17 protein-coding genes are annotated in these 20,310 nt (G+C 60.8%); 11 read left to right on the top strand and 6 right to left on the bottom strand.

The genetic code is table 11. From position 1 onward, the window contains the following. The first annotated feature begins 199 nt into the window (after window positions 1–199). Window positions 200–976, top strand: coding sequence for an SIMPL domain-containing protein (locus tag JH15_RS12175; RefSeq protein ID WP_043530504.1), 777 nt, complete (start codon window positions 200–202; stop codon window positions 974–976). Here the strand turns inward: JH15_RS12175 and serS are convergent. Further along, window positions 966–2,243 carry a serine--tRNA ligase gene (gene serS / locus JH15_RS12170; protein WP_043530502.1) on the bottom strand — a complete coding sequence of 426 codons (1,278 nt, stop codon included), beginning with the start codon at window positions 2,241–2,243 and terminating at the stop codon, window positions 966–968. The two genes, JH15_RS12175 and serS, sit on opposite strands and share 11 nt — an antisense overlap. Before the next feature lie 169 nt (window positions 2,244–2,412). On the opposite strand from serS, the gene ydiJ reads away from it, so the two are divergent. The 4 genes from ydiJ (at window position 2,413) to JH15_RS12150 (ending at window position 7,764) form a co-directional block, all read left to right on the top strand. Beyond that, complete coding sequence (gene ydiJ, locus JH15_RS12165) at window positions 2,413–5,613, top strand: D-2-hydroxyglutarate dehydrogenase YdiJ (RefSeq protein ID WP_043530500.1); 3,201 nt, start codon at window positions 2,413–2,415, stop codon at window positions 5,611–5,613. A gap of 10 nt (window positions 5,614–5,623) precedes the next feature. Further along, window positions 5,624–5,824, top strand: coding sequence for a DUF2905 domain-containing protein (locus tag JH15_RS12160; RefSeq protein ID WP_043530498.1), 201 nt, complete (start codon window positions 5,624–5,626; stop codon window positions 5,822–5,824). A gap of 90 nt (window positions 5,825–5,914) precedes the next feature. Further along, entirely contained in the window at window positions 5,915–7,165 is a 1,251-nt protein-coding gene (locus JH15_RS12155) for a PQQ-dependent sugar dehydrogenase (protein WP_197053316.1), read from the top strand. Beyond that, complete coding sequence (locus JH15_RS12150) at window positions 7,165–7,764, top strand: c-type cytochrome (protein WP_052384079.1); 600 nt, start codon at window positions 7,165–7,167, stop codon at window positions 7,762–7,764. Before JH15_RS12155 ends, JH15_RS12150 begins: the two co-directional genes overlap by 1 nt. A gap of 46 nt (window positions 7,765–7,810) precedes the next feature. Here the strand turns inward: JH15_RS12150 and trpC are convergent, their stop codons facing one another. Genes trpC through JH15_RS12135 form a run of 3 tightly spaced genes read right to left on the bottom strand, consistent with a single transcriptional unit; the run spans window position 7,811 to window position 10,298 of the window. Continuing rightward, a complete protein-coding gene (gene trpC / locus JH15_RS12145; protein ID WP_043530497.1) occupies window positions 7,811–8,620 on the bottom strand; it encodes an indole-3-glycerol phosphate synthase TrpC in 810 nt (269 codons plus the stop codon). A gap of 52 nt (window positions 8,621–8,672) precedes the next feature. Continuing rightward, on the bottom strand, window positions 8,673–9,692 hold the full coding sequence (gene trpD, locus JH15_RS12140) for an anthranilate phosphoribosyltransferase (RefSeq protein ID WP_043530495.1): 1,020 nt from the start codon (window positions 9,690–9,692) through the stop codon (window positions 8,673–8,675). Window positions 9,693–9,716: 24 nt separating this feature from the next. Then, entirely contained in the window at window positions 9,717–10,298 is a 582-nt protein-coding gene (locus JH15_RS12135) for an anthranilate synthase component II (protein ID WP_043530493.1), read from the bottom strand. 236 nt (window positions 10,299–10,534) lie between these two features. Here JH15_RS12135 and JH15_RS18115 point away from each other — a divergent pair, with 236 nt between their 5' ends. From JH15_RS18115 to JH15_RS18475, 3 genes are all read left to right on the top strand, one after another. Then, window positions 10,535–10,708, top strand: coding sequence for a hypothetical protein (locus JH15_RS18115; protein ID WP_156105302.1), 174 nt, complete (start codon window positions 10,535–10,537; stop codon window positions 10,706–10,708). Between the two features lie 6 nt (window positions 10,709–10,714). Continuing rightward, window positions 10,715–11,014 carry a hypothetical protein gene (locus JH15_RS12130; RefSeq protein ID WP_043530491.1) on the top strand — a complete coding sequence of 100 codons (300 nt, stop codon included), beginning with the start codon at window positions 10,715–10,717 and terminating at the stop codon, window positions 11,012–11,014. 79 nt (window positions 11,015–11,093) lie between these two features. After that, a complete protein-coding gene (locus JH15_RS18475; protein ID WP_269319794.1) occupies window positions 11,094–11,222 on the top strand; it encodes a hypothetical protein in 129 nt (42 codons plus the stop codon). Between the two features lie 607 nt (window positions 11,223–11,829). On the opposite strand, the gene JH15_RS17820 is transcribed toward JH15_RS18475, so the two are convergent. Next, a complete protein-coding gene (locus JH15_RS17820; protein ID WP_081949006.1) occupies window positions 11,830–11,991 on the bottom strand; it encodes an Arc family DNA-binding protein in 162 nt (53 codons plus the stop codon). Between the two features lie 86 nt (window positions 11,992–12,077). Between JH15_RS17820 and JH15_RS12125 the strand changes: the two genes are divergently transcribed. The 3 genes from JH15_RS12125 (at window position 12,078) to JH15_RS12115 (ending at window position 13,291) form a co-directional block, all read left to right on the top strand. Further along, window positions 12,078–12,341 carry an Arc family DNA-binding protein gene (locus tag JH15_RS12125; protein ID WP_043530489.1) on the top strand — a complete coding sequence of 88 codons (264 nt, stop codon included), beginning with the start codon at window positions 12,078–12,080 and terminating at the stop codon, window positions 12,339–12,341. A gap of 71 nt (window positions 12,342–12,412) precedes the next feature. After that, window positions 12,413–13,027, top strand: a complete 615-nt coding sequence (locus JH15_RS12120) for a hypothetical protein (protein WP_156105301.1) — start codon at window positions 12,413–12,415, stop codon at window positions 13,025–13,027. A 42-nt stretch (window positions 13,028–13,069) separates the two neighbouring features. Continuing rightward, window positions 13,070–13,291 carry a hypothetical protein gene (locus tag JH15_RS12115; protein WP_043530487.1) on the top strand — a complete coding sequence of 74 codons (222 nt, stop codon included), beginning with the start codon at window positions 13,070–13,072 and terminating at the stop codon, window positions 13,289–13,291. On the opposite strand, the gene JH15_RS17575 is transcribed toward JH15_RS12115, so the two are convergent. Further along, a complete protein-coding gene (locus tag JH15_RS17575; RefSeq protein ID WP_052384078.1) occupies window positions 13,292–20,308 on the bottom strand; it encodes an LPD38 domain-containing protein in 7,017 nt (2,338 codons plus the stop codon). Window positions 20,309–20,310 lie beyond the last annotated feature (2 nt).

Genomic DNA, 20,310 nt, shown 5'->3' with positions numbered 1-20,310 from the left:
CCGCCATCCTGGCCAAGTCATTTTCACAAAGTGTATGTCAGGATTTCATTGCCGGTGCAGACTCAATCGTGCAGCAAGCAGGAAATCGCCTGAACGCAGAATACCATGGGAACCTTGGGGACAGTTGATGCTCGAAGCGACGTGCAGGCACGCTTACCAAACGCAATGAATTGCTACTGCCCAAGACCAAGGAGATAACATGCTAGGTCGTCGCCATCTAACTCTGTTCGTCGGATCGATACTGGTCGGCACGCTGATGTCCGCGTCGGCTCAGGCTCGAGAGTCCCAGGACAACGAAGCCTGGGTACAGGTGCAAGCCCAGACCACGCTCGATGTAACACCCGATCGGGCCACGGTAAATGCCAGGCTGTGGGAAAGAACGCCTCCGATTGCCATGCAGGATGAGAGCACACCGCCCGACCCTGCCGCCCTGCGGGAAGCCAGGGAGACCCTGGAAGAGCGTACAGGCGTCTTGATCCGTTTGTTGGAACAGGAAGGGATCGCCAGTGAGGCGATAACGGCTGGCTCGCTGAGTATTCGGCCCGACCATATTCCCGGCAGAAGGGAAGAGAATGGCGAGCCGGGCATGCTGGTAAGAACCCAGCTCGAGCGTCCCATTACCCTGGCCATCGATGATCTTACTCACCTACCCATGATTCTGGATGCCTTGACCAGCTCGGGCGTCAATGCCCTGGACGGTATCGTATACGAGCTCTCGGACAGGGAAGCGGCTACCGATCGGGCATTGGTTCAGGCCTTGGAAAAAGCCCGGCGCAAGGCCGAACTGATGGCCGAGACGCTCGATGTGTCATTGGGGGCGATCAAGCGCGTTCAGGAAACCCAATCGCCGATATTCGCCCCTCGCATGATGTCGATGCGCGCCGATGCTATGGAACAACAGGCCGCGCCGGAGTACCGTCCCGGCACGATCAGCATCGACGCAGGCGTCGAGGTTCGCTGGGAGATCAGGCGTTGATCGTCTCGAGCCCACCCAGGTAGGGCCGAAGCGCGGTTGGCACCGTAATCGAGCCGTCGCCATTCTGGTAATTCTCCAGAACGGCCAGCAGGCAACGCCCTACCGCTAGCCCAGACCCATTCAAGGTATGCAGCAGTTGCGGTTTCTTGTGCTCGGGATGACGGAAGCGGGCCTGCATCCGTCGCGCCTGGAAATCCTCACAGTTGGACACTGAGGAAATTTCACGGTACGTCGATTGACTGGGAAGCCAGACCTCCAGATCGTAGGTTTTGGCCGCACCGAAGCCCATGTCGCCCGTGCACAAGGTAACCACACGATACGGCAACTCGAGTGCCTGCAGGATCGCCTCGGCATGGCCTCGCATTTCCTCGAGGGCCGCATAGCTGGTCTCGGGATCGACCAGTTGCACCATTTCCACCTTGTCGAACTGGTGCTGGCGAATCATGCCACGCGTATCCCGACCGTGGGAACCCGCCTCGCTTCGAAAACAGGGTGTATGGGCAGTGAGCCGAACCGGCAGGATCTTGTGCTCGAGAATTTCGTCCCGAGCAAAGTTGGTCAGCGGAACCTCGGCGGTAGGAATGAGGTAGTAGCCCTGATCCCCCTCAAGGCGGAACAGATCTTCACCGAACTTGGGCAATTGGCCGGTACCGGTCAGCGAATCGGCATTGACCATGTAAGGGACATAACACTCTTCGTAGCCATGCTCGAGGGTCTGCTTGTCTAGCATGAATTGCGCAAGCGCCCGATGCAGCCGAGCGATGGGCCCGCGCATCACGGCAAACCGGGAGCCGGTCAGCTTGGTTGCCATTTCGAAATCGAGATAACCGAGCCTGGCACCCAAGTCGACATGATCCTTGACCTCGAAGTCAAAGTCTCGCGGCGTCCCCCAACGATGCAATTCGACATTGTCGTCCTCGTCCACGCCAACGGGAGTGCTATCGTGAGGCAGGTTGGGCAGACTGGCGGCAAGGGATTCCCATTGCGCCTGGACCTCGGCGAGCTCGTGCTTGGCCGTATCGAGCCGATCGCCCAGGTCGCTGACTTCGGCCAATAGCGGCTCGATGTCCTGACCACTGGCCTTGGCCTTGCCGATAGCCTTGGAGCGGGTGTTGCGTTCATTCTGCAGCCGCTCGGTCTCGGTCTGCAGCTCACGACGCCGGGACTCCAGCGCCTCGAATTGCGCGGTATCGAGTGTAAAGCCTCGCTGGGCCAGTCGTTGGGCAACCGTTTCCAGGTCGCTACGCAGCAGTTTCGGATCGAGCATGGAATCCTGTCCGTCGAAAACGTGAATAGGGCGATCAGCCGCCTATTGTAGGGAAAAGCCCTTTCTTTCACCACGCCGCCCGTAACCTGCGGCGGCGGATGCGTCCCCGGCCAGGCTCGGGTAAAGTAGACGCCACCTTGAGCGGCACCCACTGGCTTGACGAAGAACCATGATCGCACGACTGGACACCATCGAGCGGCTAGACGCCCCTTACCTGAACTATCTCGAGGCCTTGAAGGCCGACGGTTTCGAGGGTGATATCGCTCCGGACTACGCCAACCGCGTGGTTCTCGCTACCGACAATTCGATCTACCAGCGCCTTCCGCAGGCAGTGCTGTATCCACGCAATGGTGAGGATCTAGTGCGTATCGCACGCCTCGCCGGCAAGCCCCCGTACCGTAAGATAGTGCTCGCCCCCCGCGGCGGCGGCACGGGAACCAACGGCCAATCGTTGACGGATGGCCTGGTCGTGGACGTCTCCCGTTACATGAACCGGATCCTGGATATCGATGTCGAGAATCGGCGCGTACGCGTCCAGGCCGGGGTGGTCAAGGATCAGTTGAATGCCGCACTGAAACCGCATGGGCTGTTCTTCGCGCCTGAGCTTTCGACATCCAACCGCGCCACGCTTGGCGGCATGATCAGTACCGACGCCAGCGGCCAGGGAAGTCGGGAGTATGGCAAGACCCGAGACCATGTGCTTGAACTGGACACGGTGCTGCTGGGCGGCGAGCGCTTCACCGCTCGGCCGGTCGACGAAGAGGCGCTGGAGCAGCTTTGCGGCAGGAATGATCTGGTCGGTGATGTTCACCGAACCGCACGCGAGATCATCGATACCCAACGCGATCTGATCGAACGAAAGTTTCCGAAGCTCAATCGCTGCCTGACCGGCTACGATCTGGCCCACCTTCGCGACAGCGACGGTCGGTTGGACCTTACCAGCCTCCTATGTGGTGCAGAAGGCTCACTTGCCTTTCTCGACGAAGCCGTGCTCAACGTTCTGCCGATCCCGCGGCATTCGGTCTTGGTCAACGTGCGTTATGCCAGTTTCATGGATGCCCTGCGTGACGCCAAGGCCCTGATGGGCCTCGATAGCGATGCTCTGGGCTTCGAGGTACGGCCGACCTCGATCGAGACGGTTGACGACAAGGTGCTGGGGCTCGCCATGGAGGATTTCGTCTGGGATAGCGTGGCCGAATTTTTCCCCGATGAAGCGAGTGGCGAAACGGCAAGCGCAGGCGAAATGGTGACCGCCACCCTTGGCACGCCGCGTATTCGCGGCATCAATCTGGTGGAGTTCAACGAAGACGATGCCTTGGCGCTGGAAACCAAGGTGGCCGCCTTCACACGCCATCTAAAAACGGATGCGAGTGTCGAGCGGATCGGCTACACCTTGGCCGAGGGACGCGAACAGATCGGTCGTGTCTACGCCATGCGCAAGCGCGCTGTGGGCCTGTTGGGCAATGCCAAGGGAGAGAAGCGTCCGATTCCGTTCGTCGAGGACACGGCGGTGCCGCCCGAGCACCTGGCCGAATATATCGCCGAGTTCCGGGCAGCCCTCGATGCGCGAGGGCTCGACTATGGCATGTTCGGTCATGTCGATGCCGGCGTACTGCACGTACGCCCGGCCATTAACATGAAGGATCCTGCCCAAGAGGCCCTGATACGCGAGATTTCCGATGAAGTCGCGGAACTGACGCACAAGTATCATGGCCTGTTATGGGGCGAACATGGCAAAGGTGTCCGCTCGGAATATGCCCCCAAGTTTTTCGGCGAACTCTATCCTAGCCTGCAGCGGATCAAGGGCGCGTTCGACCCCCACAATCAACTCAACCCGGGCAAGATCGCCACGCCGCTCTCCCCCGCCACTATTGCTGACGCCGACCCTGCCGATACGGCATCAGTCTCCCCTAACGAGAGTGTCGACCCGGGCCTGCTGGCGATCGACCGCGTAACGACCCGGGGACAACTGGACCGCCAGATTGACGAACGAGTCTGGCAGGCCCATAGCGCTGCGGTCTACTGCAACGGCAATGCGGCTTGTTACAACTACGATACCGACGATGCCATGTGTCCCTCCTGGAAAGGCACGCGCCAGCGTATTCATTCGCCCAAGGGCCGAGCCAGCCTGATGCGCGAGTGGCTTCGCCTGCAAGGATTGGCGGGCACTAATGTCGTTGACGAATCACGCAAGAAAAAGACGGAAGGGTTATGGGGCTTTGTGCGCGACACGCCCTTGCGCCTGACCAACCGACGGCGCCAGCGCCAAGGTCAGCCAGATTTTTCTCATGAGGTCTACGACGCCATGGCGGGCTGCCTGGCATGCAAGTCCTGCGCAGGCCAATGTCCGGTCAAGGTCAATGTCCCCGAGTTTCGTTCGCAGTTCCTTGAGGTCTATCATGGACGTTATCAGCGTCCCCTCCGCGATTACCTGATTGGCGGCCTCGAGTTTTTTGTACCGCATCTGTCCCATGTCGCCCCGCTCTACAATGGCCTGCTGTCGAATCGCCTGGTCGATCGCCTGCTCGAGCGCAACATAGGCATGGTAGACAGTCCACGTCTCTCCCGTGCCCGACTGAAAAAGCAGTTGCACGCCTGGGGTATCGCCGAAGCTACCCCGACCACACTGGGACTGCTTACCGAGCGCCAAAAGGCCAATAGTGTCGTCATCGTGCAGGATGCCTTTACCAGCTATTTCGAATCGACGCTGGTGATGGATATCGTCGAGTTGCTGTCCCGCCTGGACATCAAGGTTTTCGTTGCGCCCTACTCCCCCAACGGCAAGCCGCTCAACGTCCAGGGTTTCCTGGGCGCATTCGAACGTACTGCAGAGAAACAGGCACTACGTCTTCGTGCGCTGGCCGAGTTCGGCATCCCCCTGGTGGGCATCGACCCGGCCATGACCCTCACCTACCGACAGGAGTATGCCAAGGCCCTGGGTGCTGCGAACGTACCGGAAATCCTGCTCCTGCAGGAGTGGCTGATATCTCTTGGCAAACGCATCGTCCCAACCGGATTGGCGCTTGAAGACCCACGATATCGGCTTCTGTCGCATTGCACCGAGAAAACTACCGCACCGGGAAGCCCCCGTGCGTGGCAGCAGGTATTCGCCCTATTCGGGCTCGAACTAGAGCTTCTGGCCAGTGGCTGCTGCGGCATGTCGGGCACCTATGGCCATGAAACACGCAACAAGGCGACATCCCGTACGATCTATTCCCAATCCTGGGAGCCCCAAGTAGAAGCCCCGGAAAATCAAACCCGTCTTCTGGCTACAGGTTACTCATGCCGCAGCCAGGTGAAGCGTTTTTCTGATACGACCTTGCAACACCCCCTGCAGGCCTTGCTAGCCTTGATCAGACGTGCTCGCTAGAGGAGGTAGCATGTCCCGGACCCTCGTCCTGATTGGAATCGCGATCGTATTGGTGGGTCTGCTCTGGCCTTGGCTCAGCAAGCTGCCCTTCGGTCAGCTGCCCGGCGATATTGCCATTCGCCGGGAAAACGTCTCGTTCTATTTTCCAATCACGACGATGATCCTCATAAGCGCCATTATCTCTTTGGTGCTTTGGCTCTCGGGTAGATAGCGTTTCCCTATCAGCACACCGTGACAAAGACTCTACACTGAACATGGACATACCCAACGTCCCATAATCACAACGACAAGGGTCCACGCCATGTTCATGACACGCCGCTCCTCGCTTACCGCGTTGGCTATCGCTGGGCTGACTGCCAGTGTTTCCCCTGCAATCGCCCAACAGGACGCATCGCAGCCTGCCTGGGCACAAGGGCGCCCCGAATCGATGCAGGGTGCGCCCCTATCGCCTCACGCAGCACCCCTGACCGTGACACCGGAAGACCAGATACCCGTCGACCGACTTCGCCTACCGGACGGGTTCAGCGCCGAGCTTTGGGCACATGGCATGCCCGGTGCACGCATGATGGCCCTGGGCGATGAAGGTACCTTGTTCGTCGGGACACGTAGCATCGGCCGGGTCTATGCCGTGACCGATAACGGCGAATCGCGAGAACATCGCATCGTGGTCGAGGGTCTGACCCAACCCAATGGCGTCGCATTCAAGGATGGCAGCCTGTATGTGGCAGCCATCAACCGTGTATTACGCTTCGACGACATCGAATCCCAGGTCGCTAATGGCGAAATAGGCGAACCCGAAGACTTGACCGAGGCATTCGACCTTCCCGATGACGAACACCACGGTTGGAAATTTCTGGCGTTCGGCCCCGATGGGCGCCTCTACGTTCCGGTCGGCGCGCCATGCAACGGCTGTGACGTGGACAGCGAGACGCATGCCAACATACGTAGCTATGCCCCCGATGGGTCCGACATGCAGATCGTGGCACGCGGTGTACGCAATACGGTGGGGTTCGACTTTCATCCGGAGACTGGCGAGCTCTGGTTCACGGATAACAATCAGGATTGGCTGAGCGAACACTGGCCCAACGACGAGCTCAATAAAGTTACTGAGCCTGGTGAGCACTTCGGCTTCCCCCAGTGCCACGCACATGGCATCGTCGACCCGGAGCGAGGCGAAGCAGGTGCCTGCGATGACGTCACCCTTCCGGTTGCTCTTTTCGATCCCCATAGCGCCCCGTTGGGCATGCGCTTCTATACCGGCGATATGTTCCCCGAAGACTACCGTAATGCCATTTTCGTGGCACGCCGGGGCTCATGGAACCGTTCGCTGAGTGTGGGGTTCGATATTCAACTGGCCATGCTCTCCGAGGATGGAAGCCGGGCCGGCACCTCGCCGTTCATGGTCGGCCTGCATGCGCCTAGCGAAAATGACTTCCTGGGTCGCCCCGTGGATGTTCTGCAGATGCCCGACGGAGCGTTGCTCGTTTCAGACGAGCAGAACGGGGCCATCTACCGCATCAGTTATCAGGCCCCCGACTATCAGGCGCAATAATGACAGGGGTGCGTACGGGGCTCGTGGCGCTATCGATCTGGTTGGCCATGCCCAGCGGCATGGCCGATACCGGCCCGGCTGCCGGCAAGCCGCTGGAGGAGCAGATCGCCATCTGTGGGGGTTGCCATGGCGAGGATGGCAATTCCACCCAGGAAGCCGTCCCCTCCCTGGCGGGGCAGCCCCCTCTGGCCGTGACCAACCAGCTTATCTATTTCCGTGAGCGCTTGCGTCAATCCGGGATCATGACGCCCCAGGCTCAGGGACTGGAAGACAGCGCCATACAGGCACTGGCGGATTACTACGCCGCCCAGCCAGTCGCTTCGTCAAGCACGACCAGAGACGACACGCTGTATGACCAGGGGCAGGGCCTAGCATCTCAGCATGGCTGTAGTAGCTGTCACCAGCCGGACTACAGCGGACAACGCCAAATGCCACGTCTCGCCGGGCAGCGGGAGGATTATCTCAACAAGGCCATGAAGGACTATCGGGACCGCCGCCGTGGCGGCCCCGACACGACCATGATCGAGATCATGACAGGCACACCGGATGAAGATATCCATGCGCTGGCGCATTTCCTGGCTCACCTGGAAGCCGATTAATCGCGCTATGGGTCACGCACACTTGGGTACTTGCCCCTGGCCAGGGTCAGAAAAACAGCTCTTGCAGCGCCTCGCCAGGGTCGTTCCGGCGCATGAAGGCCTCGCCGACCAGGAAACCATGAACCCCATGGGCTCGCATGCGCTCGACATCATTGCGGGTATGAATGCCCGATTCAGTGATTACCGTTACATCCGCAGGGATGCGCTCGAGTAGCTCGAACGTGGTATCCAGGCGAGTCTCGAACGTATGCAGATCACGGTTGTTAATGCCGACCAGTTCGAGGTTCAGCTTAAGGGCCCGTTCGAGCTCATCCGCATCGTGGACTTCGACCAGCACATCCATGCCTAACGCACCGGCTTGCTGGTGCAAGTCGTGCATTTCCGCATCATCCAGGGCAGCCACGATGAGCAGGATGCAATCGGCCCCGATGGCACGCGCCTCGCTGACCTGATAGCCGTGGGTGATGAAATCCTTGCGAATGACCGGTAATTGACACGCATCGCGCGCGGCAATCAGATAGTCTTCGTGGCCCTGGAAGAAGTCGGCATCGGTCAGCACCGAGAGGCAGGCGGCTCCGCCCTGCGCATAGCTTGCCGCGATATCGTGGGGCTGGAAGTCCTCACGCATCACCCCTTTCGAAGGCGATGCTTTCTTGATCTCGGCAATGACTGCCGGATCGCCCGCCTGGACTCGACGGTCCAGGGCGGCGATAAAGCCCCTCGGTGCGCTCTGATGCGCCGCAAGGTTAAGTAGGTCGCTCTCGGCCACCGCCTGGCTGCGCTCGCTCACTTCTTCGTCCTTGCGCGCCAGTATCCTGGCCAGAATGGTCGGCAAGCCGGCCGTCGATGTAGTCATAACAAGGTCCGATGTCGGTATGCCGGCTTTGGCGGCAGCGATGACAAGTAATTCATTCGGCAAAGACGCCGGTGAAATCCACCAACTCGCGCATTTTCTCGAGGGGCAGGCGAGACGCTTGGGCATCCTGTGCCATCGCGACCCCCTCGCCCAGGCTATCGGAGACCCCCGAAACATACAGTGCCGCGCCGGCATTCAGCGCGACGATATCCGAGGCTGCACCATCACCGACCAGCGCCTCCTTGACCAGGCGCAGGCTGTCTTCGGCGGTGACGACCTTCAGCGCATCCAGCGACTGTCGTGCAATGCCGAAGTCCTCAGGAGTAATCGTGTATTCACGAATTTCGCCATCCTTGAGTTCGGCAACCCGAGTCGGAGCCGCCAGCGATATCTCGTCCAAACCATCCTCGGCGTGCACGACGAGCACATGGCGACTGCCCAGACGCTTGAGCACATCGGCCATGAGCGGCACCAGAGCAGCATCATAGACGCCCAGTACCTGATTGGGTGCACCCGCGGGGTTGGTCAACGGCCCCAGGATATTGAACAGGGTCCGCACCCCCATTTCACGGCGCGGTCCGATGGCATGACGCATCGCCTGGTGGTGCATGGGAGCGAACATGAAGCCGACACCCACCTGGTCGATGCAGCGCGCCACCTGCTTGGCATCGAGGTCGATCTTGATTCCCGCCACTGCGAAAAGATCGGCACTGCCCGAGGATGAGGAAACGCTACGATTGCCATGCTTGGCTACATGCGCCCCACCCGCTGCCGCAACGAAGCTCGAGGCCGTGGAGACATTGAAGAGGTTGGCGCCGTCGCCCCCGGTACCCACGATGTCGACCAGGTTATCGCCATGCACCTCGACCGGAATCATCAATTCGCGCATGACCTGAGCTGCAGCGCTGATCTCCTCAGCCCGCTCACCTTTCATCGCCAACCCGATCAGGAAACCACCGATCTGTGCATCCGTGGCCTGGCCGGTCATGATGGTGCGCATGATGGCATGGGTCTGATCGAAACTCAGGCTCTGGCCTCGCATGACCGCGGCGATGGCCTCTCGCATCTGCATATATAGCTCTCCTTACGATGGCGACTAGCGGCGCTCGAGGAAATTGGCCAGCAGCTCATGGCCCTGGCGGGTCAGGATCGATTCAGGGTGAAACTGCACGCCCTCGATATCCAGTGTCTTGTGCCGCAACCCCATGATCAAGCCGGGTGTGACGTCATCGTCATCGACCCAGGCCGTGACTTCCAGGCAGTCGGGGAAAGAATCGGCATCGACGACCAACGAATGATAGCGAGTGACCTCGAGCGGGTCATCCAACCCCGCGAAGACGCCCTGACCTGCGTGCCGTATGCGGGAGGTCTTGCCATGCATGACCTGGGGGGCACGAATAACGTCGCCGCCGTAGACCTGCCCGATGGCCTGGTGGCCGAGACATACCCCAAGAATCGGAAGCTTCCCGGCGAAATGGCGAATGACTTCCAAGGAGATACCCGCCTCATTGGGCGTGCAGGGCCCGGGGGATATCACGATATGTGATGGGGCCAACGCTTCGATGGTATCGATATCCAGAGTGTCGTTGCGATGCGTTTCGACCTTCGCGCCCAGCTCGGCAAGGTACTGCACGAGGTTATAGGTGAAGCTGTCATAGTTATCGATCATCAAAACCATTTTCGGCCTAAGCTCCTGTTTTCTCTAGCGTTGGAGTCATGAGGCCCGTCAGGTTACTCACAATCGTACTCACAACGAACAATGCAACCCCTTTCTTGGCATTCGCTGCCGGGTCTATAGACTGACCTCATTGTACCGGGATGAGATAGGCAGGAACAGCAGCGCAGCACGTCGCCAGGCAGCACCCCTATGCAACTGGCGCTATCCTTCGTTCAAACAAGTCGGGAGCGATGACGATGAGCGAATGCCAGTATCCCAGCGATGTGCCTGAAGACGGTGAGATGATCTGTGTGTATAGACCGGAGGGTGTGCAGGTCGGGCCTTACCGGGATGGGAAGATCGACCTCGGCGAAGGTGAGTTGCTTCCCCTCGAGGGAGGCGACAAGTGGATTCATTGCAACGACGACTGACGGTAGATGCCCAACGACTACACCCTCACCCAGTGGCGAAAGCGGCTCGAACGTCAGGGCTGGGTCAGCCTGCGGCGGAAGCTTCCCCCGAATCACCGACTCGTTGAGTATCACGTCATCTGGCAGGGCCGGCTGTTCAGCGGTCGCGTTCTGCTATCGGACCATGACACCCAGCGCGACTACTGGGAGCCCGGCACCCCGATCTATCTGCTGCATCGTGGCCAGGATGTGGTGGAGGGAGTCTGGCGGTTCGCGAGGGATCCGGCAGCGGCAACGGGCCAGGTGGTGCGCCCGCTGCCGCAGTGACGAGTTATCCAGCCATTGCGGCTGCCTGTGCTCGTCGTTGGAGCATACGCGCTGTTCGAGCAATCATCAGGATGTGCTCATGGCACTCAGTCGCGTGTCGGCTGCCCAGGGACTGGAGAGCTGGCCCGAGCTCGCGCTGCCATCGGTTGGCAAGCCACTGTGCGTGATAGACAAGCGCCTGTATGGTGATGAGGTCGGCCTCAACTAGCGCTGCCCCACGAGCTGGGGTCAGTGCCTCATCTCCGTACAGCAGCGCTCTCCAGGCCAGCCGTACCCTATGCCCAAAATTGCAATTTTGGGGCGAATCACTATCATCTAGCATGATCGAACCTGCTCTGTTAAGGGATTTGATCAGGGGCCCCGGCGCCGCACACGTCGGGGCCCCATCTGTTTATACCGCTCTCATGATGCCAGCTGGATAGCTTATTTCTCTCTAATCAGATGACACCACGCTAACTAATCTAGCGCGTATTCCGGCCCGGTCAACCCTTGGCATTAATTTTTTATATCGCCTCTTAGTTATGAGCCATGCTGATATAGCCCAACACCCTAGTTTATGTGGGGCACCTCTCCCCGGCCCGCATTCATCGTATTCTACGCCTTTGATTGAACTGAATTTAATTTCTGGAATATTAACTACAGAACAGGAATTCAATTCATCACAATACAATTAAACCTCAGACCCTTAAAACCGCACGGCTGCAAATTCAGTTTTGCGCGCCATGGCGCCACTTACATAAAACAATTCAACATTGAATAAATGAATTATTGCGTTGTTGCCACAACATAATAAATCGATAACGAGCACACATTGATTAATCCTTAGTTTTCCGCCGCCGCTTTTCATTCCTCAAGGAAACGTCCAGACGATACGTGATCTCGGCGCTCAGGCTCCGGCGGTTGGCTCGCGCCTCGCGCTTCAACTGCTCCTTTATACCCTGGGGCAGCCGGACGTTGGTCTGTATAAAAGCGGCCATGGATTGCTCCTTTCCAGCGGAATGCTTGCACAAATGTAGCAAACTGCTTCATTGACCGATGTATCAGATTGCTACATTTTCGCTGGATGAAAGAATCAGACGTTCAGCTCAATCTGCGCGTGCCCACGGTGGTACGCGACAGCATCGCTCAGGCAGCGAAGAAGAATCGGCGCTCAGTGACCGCCGAGGTGATCGTGCGACTCGAAGAAAGCCTGGCCCGGGAAGGAGTCAATCCGGAGACGGGGGAACGAATCGACCCGGGCGAAATGATCCGCTTGCTGGGTGATCTGGCATCACGCCTGGCACTGGTAGAAGATTCTTTCGAGGCGAGTACCAAGAATCAAAAGTAAGGGCCTTCCGTGCCCTCGTGGGCTACGACTGGGTGCGGTAGGATCCTTCGAAAGCTCATAAGGGCAGAACAATGAAAGCAGCTGCAACCATCCTCGCAGGGATGATCGCTTTGGCTGGCTGTGCTCAAGGGCCAGTCACCGAGAATACCGAACCCTCCTTCGATGCAACCGCGCGCGCCGCGGTCTCCCCCGGCTATCCCATCGAGACGCTACATACCCCGGTCGGCTTCTTTCCCCTCGACGACCTCAGTCATGAGGATGCCCAGCGCTCCACGCGTGCGGGCGATGCCCGGGCTATCCAGACACGCCAGCATCTATTCACGTGGGAATCACCCCAGGAAGGCGGAAGCCTGCTGACGCTGTGGCAAATTTCGGTCGATGGCCGATCCGAGCTGGTTCCATTCAGCGATGCGCAAGGCTACGAGTTCGCACAGAACGGCAAGGTCTCCTATTGGCATGGCTGGGGGCGGTATGACGAAATGACGCCCGATGCTGCCAGTGAACCGAAGAACAAGCCGGAGTGTGTGTACGTCTCGCAGATTGGCATGACCACCGCCTCAATGCGCAAGCGCTCAATGGTTGCGCTCTATGACGCGGTGGAATGTGACGAGGGGCCGCAGCTCACGGCAAGTGACTATGTCGAGCAACGCAACCGGCTCTACAGCCTGATTCGGCTGTTGAAATAGTAGGGCCTCGCACATGGCGGGAGCCTCGGTTACTCTCGGCAAATGGATACAGAAACCCTCCTCGGCCTGGCCTTCATGCTGCCCATCTTTGGGCTGCTAGCCATGATCGGGGTTCCCAGGGATTGGCAGAATGTCCAGGGCTGGCTCATGGTCAGCTACCTGGGCATTCCGGGTTTCTTGCTAGTGGTTGCCTTGGTGGTGAACGTCCCTGTTCTCCTGTTCGGCGCGTTGTTCCTGCTGGGAATAGCCGCCCGGGGCAAGTGATCAGCTCGCCCTTGCCTCTAATATTCGCTCGCCCAGCGCCCGCTGGATCTGGTTCTTCACCGCATTCAGCCGGTCGATACGTTGCCGCTTCAAATCTCCGTCCAGGTTCGATCGACGGATGATGTCCATCTGCTGATTTACGGTACGCAGCCGGGACTGAGCGCGGTTGAGCGCAGGCCGAAGGGCAAGCATGTCCCGCTTCGAGTTGGCCAGCTCAGTCGCATCGGCCAACCTTCCCATCTCGCGCATTTCTTTCACGTCGGCATGCGCCCGACTCGCCTCCCGCAACCCTTCGTAGAAGACAGTCCCGTATTTGGTATAGCGGTCCTCGTCACCCAGGTTCTTGTAGAAGCGTCGTACCGGCTGATACTCGTACCAATGCTGTGCCGGGCTCGCCTGCCCCGTCGCTGCACGCCAGGCCACGTCGCCACTGGCTGCCGCCCATGACCCCACTTGCCCGAAGTAGCCACCAATCAAGTGATCGACCTGCACCGGTGACAAGGCCAGCGGGTTCTTCTCGGGGTCGCCGATAGCGCCCACGGTGCTGTTCAGCGCATTCGATATCCACTCGGCCGCCTTCGATGTCGAGTCACGCCGGCGCAGCTCGGGTGACAGCCGATCCATCCCCATGCCTTCGATGGGCCGCCCGGTGAATGCATCGTAATTGGCATAGATGTCCAACGCGGGCTGCATCGCCTGAGGCACTGGCGAGAAGCTGAACGTGTCGGTCATCATGTGCATGAGACGCTCACGGAACACTCGCCCGGTCGCCTGGTCGTCGGTGAATTGCTCGGTGACACGCTCGGCCATCGTTGCGATAGCACCGACTTCGAACGGCTTGGGGATGAAGAAGGCCTGATCGCCAAAGCGAACGAACCAGTAGGTGTCCTTCTGCCAGTCCTCGAGCTTCTGGTATTCCTCATCGTCCTGGTTGTGCAGGTACAGCGCGACGGTGGCCATGGCCAGCGCGCCGGTCACGCTCCAGAAGCGGGCCGCTGCCTGCTTGTCGGTGACGTTCGCCTTGCCCTTGCCGAAGGCCTCGGCGACGACGCTCGCCCCGGGCTTCACCCCTGAGCGGTAGATCTTGTCGAGACCCTGAATACGGGCATTCAGGAACGGCACGATGTCGATCAGTATCCTCACCGCCGGCCAGGCGCCGTGAGACGAGAAGTCGATCAGGTCACGCGCCTCGAATGCCGCGCGCAACTCGCCACCCTCGCGGTTCTCGGCATAGATCGCCGCCCGGTTAAGGTTCTCCGCTGTGTTGTTGACGTCGTTCCACCACGACCAGCCTGCTCGAAGCATCCCCGGTACCGCATAGGGGCCGTCGATGATCTTGGCGTCCCGCATGCCGCGGGTCATCTGGGCGCGCAGCTCGTCGGGGTTGTTGCCGTAGAGATGCCCGAAATTGAAGCTCGCCCCGCTGGCCATCATCTGGGCCCGTAGCCGCTCATCCTTCAGGGTTTTCGCACCGGTCACCACGTTCTTGAATGCGTTTTTGCTCACGTTGTTGGTGGCGGTCGCCTGCAGCGTGTCGCGGATCAGGTTGGCCACCACAAACTGAGGCGTCACGGTGGTCAGGTTCGTGAAGACCCGCTTGAAGGCGCGCATTACTTTCATGGCCGTGCTGTTCATGCCCGGGTGGGCCAAGGCCGTGAGCGCACTGAACACCAACGGATCGTCGATTGCGTAGAAAACCTTCTTGCCGTTCTTCATGACGAAGGTGCTCTTGGTCGTGTCGCGTCCGGTCTCCGGCACCCGCTCGGCCATGCCCAGCTGCTGGGCGTTCTCCACTGCCTGCGAAGCCGCCTGGTTCTTCATGCTGGCATCGAGCAGGTGGTGAAAATTCATCATGGTGTTCTGCAGCAGGTCGTTGAGGTTCTGCGTCCCGCCCTTGAGCCGCTTGTAGGCCTGCTGTCGAGACAGGCCACTGGTGGCCATCTGTCCGGACGGGGCGCCCTTCTCTTCGCTCAAGCGATAGAACGGCACGTAGAATTCCTCGCCCCACATTTCGCGCTGTTCGCGGGAAATGATCCCCGATTGCTCAGCTATGGCCAGCACGTCATCCCGGTACTGCTGGAACTGCTCGAATACCTCCAGGTAGCGTTGCTCGCGGCTGCTCCCATCGGCCAGGGTGCCGCGGTTCCAGGATTTCATCGCATCGATGTCGCCCAGGTCGAATAGGTTCTCGCGGCCATCCTTCGCCAAGCGGTCAGCCCGGTTACCCGCGATCCAGCCCATGAAGCGTTCGATCTCTGCAGCGCTGCCCAGTTGGCCCAGCACCGAGCCAAGGCCAGTCGAGCCGTCATCCTGCAACTGGATCACGCGTTCCTTGGCATCGAGACGAATGCGCCCATTGTGAAGCATGGCATGCAGGGCACCGTTGGCGGCGTTGCTCATGCGGGCCAGCACCCAGCTCGAGCGCTGTATGTTCTCGCCCAGGGCCGACTCGCCATATAGCTGCTCGTCCATCTCCTTGAGCGCGGCGTAGCGATCGACCATACCCTGGCGGATCTTCAGTCCGGCACGCTCGGCGTGTTCACGGAACCAGGCCATGGCCCGCTGCGGGGGTGTGCGCGCACCAATTTTCGAAGCGGCAGCACGGTCGGCGGCGGTGAAGTCGCTAAACTGATCCTCAAAGGCGCTGCGGGCCTTGCCGGTCAGGCTGAAAAGCGGCTCGACGGCTCCTGTCTGCTCGGCCTGACGCTTGCCCAGCCATGCCCGGGATTGCTCGCCCAGGGCCAGCACGTCGGTGTAGGTCCAGGCGATAGAGGGGAACATCTGCCGTAGTAGCGAACGGATCTTGGCCACGGCGCGCTGCCAGGCCTTGGGGCGCTGCCCTTTCTCAAGCAGGTGCGCGACCATCTCTTCAGCGATAGTGACCTGGTCGGCGGCGTTGTTGCGGTCGAGGAAGTCATAGGTCGCCAGCACCTCGCGCAGCGCTTCCCGGCCTTCCGGGCTATTGGGCAGGCTGCGGTAGAGCTGACGCATCACTGGGGCCAGCTCATCACCCAGCACACCGCGCATGCCTTTATGCCCCACAGCCTCGTGGACAGCGGTCTGTACTGCCTGCTGCAGGCTGTCGTTGTTCCCGGCGATGATATAGAGCGTGTCGCCCTGGTACAGGCCGCGCACGTCGCGCGGGTTCACGCCACGCAGCGCCATACCCAGGATCGCGTTCTCAGGTAGGTCGCGGGCGGAATCGATGACGGTGAAGTCGCCGAGCTGGCCCTCCATCCCAGCCAGGGCGAAGCGTACGGCTTCAGCGCTAGGCGGATGTGAACCGTTAGAAGACGACAGACTGAACAGCGCATCTTGGCCCTGTGCCGCTGCTTCGTCCGCCGTTCGGTCGCTACCGGTCAGGTTAAAGTCGTTGAGGTCAGCGTCGGCCTGGGCGCGCTGTTCTTCCATGCGGCGATTCGCGGCGCTGTTTTCCTGCGCTTGTTGCTGGGCCTGTTCACGCGCGGCGAGGTCCTGCTCGGTGTAGGTTTCGAGAAGCGGCTCGGGGGTAGTGGCGCCTTGCGATTGCTCAACGCTTGGGAATGCCTGAATCTCGTCCAGCAACTGAGTGATGGGTGCATCCAACCGGATAACCCGCACGTCTTCACCCTTGTCGAGCTTGGCAAGCCATTGGTGGTGTCCATCCAGCACATGGTCATCGGATGACACGAGAATAGCCCGGTCACCACCCTGCCGTTCCTTGGCAGTTTGCACCTTCGCTTCGGAGAACTCTGCCTGGGTAGGCTTGAGCGAAGAGGCCGGAATGGTTTCCTCGGCCCCATTGATGCCACGCGCTTTAAGAAAGTTGGCCAAGGCGCCGCGATGCTCAGCTTTAACTTGCGGCATGTCGGAACGAGGGATATTCAGCGTGCCGGAATCAGCGGCAAACGCGGTCCATTCATCGTCTACCGGCTGACCTTTCAGCCGCCGTGATTGCCCGCCGGTTTCCTGAGCCCCTTGGGCAGGGCCAGCTTGTCGCCCTTGGGTAGCTGCTGGTTGGCTTGGCTCAGCGCGTCCTGAAACATCCTGCGCAGCGGTTCGTTGTTCTGGGTCGGCTTGGCGGAATCCGGCATCGAATACGTCCTGGTTGGTGGTGGTGTCTTCGAAGAGCGCCCCGTTGACTTCGCTCTCGGCACGGCTGCGCACTGCCTGACCAATATAGCGGAACGCTTCGGTCATGGCGCGGCGTGAGCGCATGCTGTTGTTAAGCATCAGCGCCAGGTCAGCAGTGAGTGTCGGCACGGGCTCGCTGAATACGTCACTCTGCCCGATCAGCTCACGAATGGCGGTACCGTCCTGGCGAGCTCGGCGCACCAAGCGCACGGCATCATTGATGGTACCGATAGCGGTGAGCGCTTCCTGGCTGCCGGTCTCCCGGGCAACGGCCAGGTCGGCGGCGGCGGCTTGCAGGCCTGAGGTCAGGTTGCGCATCTGATCGCCCTGCTCGGTGGCCATCTCGACCATATCGCTGTCAGCGTACGCCTTGGCGAATACGGCCCGCTGCATGCGCTGGCCCAGTTCCGGCGATGCCTGGCCGTCGCGGGTTGTGTAGCGGCTGGCCTCGTTGTTGCCCAAGCGCGAGACGAAGGCACGCTGAAAGCTACGATTGCTGGCCGACAGGGGATCACCTGACTGATCGGGTGACCATGTCTGCAAGTCGTCAGCATCCAACCGGTCGGCATCGGCCTGGGCCTGCTCGTAGGCGGTCATGCCTGCGACGTTGCCCTCATTGGCTCGACGTGCGAACTCTGCGCGGTCGATCTGTCCGGTACGCTCACGCACCAGGACGGGCTGAGCCATGGCATCAACGGCGGCTGGATCCATGCCCTGGGCTTCGGCCTGCTCGCGCACGAAACGGCGATAGGCGCCGGCCCGGTCGCCGCCCTGCTGGTACGCCTGGGCGATGGCCATGGTACGGCCATTGCCGGACTCCACCACGCCATCGGGACCAATGATCGGCGCGCCACTGCTGGCATCACGGCTTGCACCCAGTCGCTCGGGGTTGAGGCGTGCGGCGATGTTGCGCACCTGTACCTGGCTGTTGGCGTTGGTGCGGTCTCGCGGTTGCAGTTCGCTCGGGTAATCGGGATTGACGCGGCCATCCGGTGCGTTCGAGGCAATCAGCTGGCTGGCATCCACCACGCGAAAGCGAGTGGGTACCGGCGTGTTGTCGGGCAGGTAGGCCGTTTCGCTGCGGCCACGTGTACGGGCAATCTCGGCGACACGTTCGGCTTGGGCCTGTTGCTGGGCGCGGCCATCGTCGCTGGGCTGCGATTCGGTGAAACGTGCGCGCTCGAACGGCTGATCCAATCCGGTATTGGCATTGCCGGCCACTGGCCCTTCGCCGTAGATCGTGCCGCTGTCGGTGAGCATGGGGCGCTGTGAAGCCACGCCTTCCCGCATACGCTGGGCACCCTGCTGCTGGGCAGCCATGCGCTCGTCGCGGCGCACGGTACGTGCCTGCGGATCATACTGGGTGGTGTCGGCGGTGGGGCCTTCGGCGTAGATGGTCGAAGGGTCACCAGGCGGCAAGCGGGGCACGCTGTCACGGCCCAGCAGTCCGGCCGGGCCAGCATCGCTATCCGGGCCCATGTACTCACCATCGGCACGAACGGGACGCTCGCTGGTACCCTCGCGGCTCAGAGCGCCGCGCAAGTTGCTGGCAATCAGTTCGGCGCGCTCGGCGAGGCGCTGAGCCTGGGTGACGTTGCCAGCCTCGTAGGCGCGTTCGGCCCGGTCGAGGATGGTCGAGATATTGCGCAGTCGGGTCTGGCCCTGATAGCTCGAGCCGCGGGCGAGGGATTGCAGGTCGTCGAGCTCACCCATGGCAAGCTGGATGCGGTTACCGATGGCGGCAGCGTCTTGCTGGGTCATGCCGGGTTGTGCGGCCTGTTCACGCTGGCTCTCGGCATCGGCCTGTTGCTCGGCCTGCTGGGCGGCCTGTGCCTGGTTGAGGGCGTCACCGCCCTGCTGGGCGGCTTGCTCCCGGGCGCGGGTAATGGCGTCGGCCTTGCGCTGTTGTTGGTCCACCGCGCTACGGGCCTGGCTGCGCTCGGCGATCCCCACCGGGGCGCCCATCATGCCGCCCATGAGGCCACCGGCAGCGGCCTCGTCGATCATCGCCTTGTAGTTCACCTCGCCCAGGTTGGTGAGCAGTGATTCGCCGTTGTTCTCAACCCAATAGCTGGCGTGCTGCCCGATCAGTCCCTGCAACCCTTCGGTGCTGGCTTCGGCGAGCATCTGGGTCAGTGAGCCACGACCGGCAGCATTCAGCGTGCCACGACTGGCCGTCTGCTTGAGTTCATCCAGCGAGCGCTGGGCAATCTCGTTCGTCGCACGGTCGGCAATCTCATCGCCGCCGAATTTGCGCAGTGCTCGAATGACCGGAAGCGCATCGAGGGCACCGGCGACGGAGCCATGTGCAAGCGCGACGTCGGCGTTCTCGACCTCGCCCATGATGGCCCCGGTTTCCATGCCGCTCGATGCCAGGGATGCGCCAATCGCCTGACCGGCCCGGGTTGCCGCTTGCTTGGCCGTTGCCCCGGCCAGCATGCGCGCTCCCACGCCACCAATACCGCCGCCGGCAATCGATGTCGCCAGCATCGGCAACAGGTTGCCCGAGGTGTACTTGGCCCATTGCAAGGCGCTGGTATCGGGATCGGTGAACAGGTCGGTGAAGCCATAGCCCAGGCTGTTTTCCTCGGCCTCAGCCATGTTGCGCTGATAGATCTCGCGGCCTTGGTTCCATAGCCCTTCGCTACCCATCTTATCGCCGGCGGCCATGGCCAAGCCGCCACCGATGGCCTGCATCTGGTCAAGCCCAGCCGATACGCCAGCCGTAAAGCCGGGAGCATCGTCTTGCGTGGGCTCGGCGGTAACGCCGCCGACATAGGCCTCGAATTCATTGTCGTCGAGGTACTGGAACTGGGGTTGCTTGCGAAGGGCTTGCTTGAGCTGGGCATCGCTGTAATTGGCGAGGCGAGGGTTTTGTTGACGCAGGTCGTCTAGCAGGGCCATGT

Origin of the sequence: Litchfieldella xinjiangensis (assembly GCF_000759345.1) — a bacterium.
Taxonomy (GTDB): domain Bacteria; phylum Pseudomonadota; class Gammaproteobacteria; order Pseudomonadales; family Halomonadaceae; genus Litchfieldella_A; species Litchfieldella_A xinjiangensis.
This window is presented reverse-complemented; position numbering and strand designations above follow the sequence as displayed.